This is a genomic window from Streptomyces sp. CB02056, assembly GCF_001905545.1.
Lineage (GTDB): Bacteria > Actinomycetota > Actinomycetes > Streptomycetales > Streptomycetaceae > Kitasatospora.
The window spans coordinates 5834-6452 of sequence record NZ_LIPD01000032.1; the positions used below are offsets into that span (position 1 = coordinate 5834).

1 protein-coding gene and 1 pseudogene are annotated in these 619 nt (G+C 75.7%); both read left to right on the forward strand.

The window, feature by feature from the left end; genetic code table 11:
- Positions 1 to 360 (forward strand): SDR family NAD(P)-dependent oxidoreductase (locus AMK13_RS45685; RefSeq protein ID WP_241853252.1); only part of this gene is annotated, 360 nt, incomplete at both ends.
- A gap of 2 nt (positions 361 to 362) precedes the next feature.
- Positions 363 to 465, forward strand: a pseudogene (locus AMK13_RS45690) (SDR family oxidoreductase); the annotation flags it as partial.
- Positions 466 to 619 lie beyond the last annotated feature (154 nt).

Genomic DNA, 619 nt, shown 5'->3' on the forward strand with positions numbered 1-619 from the left:
GTCCTGGTCAACAACGCCGGCAGCCGCGAGACCGTGGTCGGCGGCGGGCCGCACGCCCTGCTGGCGCGCTGGCGCGGCGACTTCGAGCGCAACGTGCTGACCGTGGTGCTGCTCACCGAGTCGGTCCGCGACCGGCTCACCCCGGGCTCCGGCCGGGTGGTCACCATCAGCTCCATCGCCGCCCTGCGCGGGGCCGGCTCGTTCGGCGCGGCGAAGGCCTCGCTGCACGCCTGGAACCACTTCCTGGCCGCCCAGTTGGGCACCTCGGGCATCACCGCCAACATCGTCGCGCCGGGCACCGTCGCGGGCACCGAGTTCTTCGGGCCGCGGCTGGACGAGGCCGAGGTCGCCCGCCGGGCCNNCGGCGAGGTGGCGGCGGCGGTGTACTTCCTGGCCTCGCCCGAGGCCGGGTTCATCACCGGCGAGATCCTGCACTGCAACGGCGGCGAGCTGCTGGGGCGTTGAGGCCCGGCCCCCGAACGCCCCGAGGGCCCCGGGACGCCCCGTACGCGCGAAGGCCCCGGACCGACACCGGTCCGGGGCCTTCGCGCGGGCCGGCTCAGGCGGGCCGGAAGCGGCGCAGCCGCAGGCTGTTGGTGACCACGAAGACCGAGGAGAA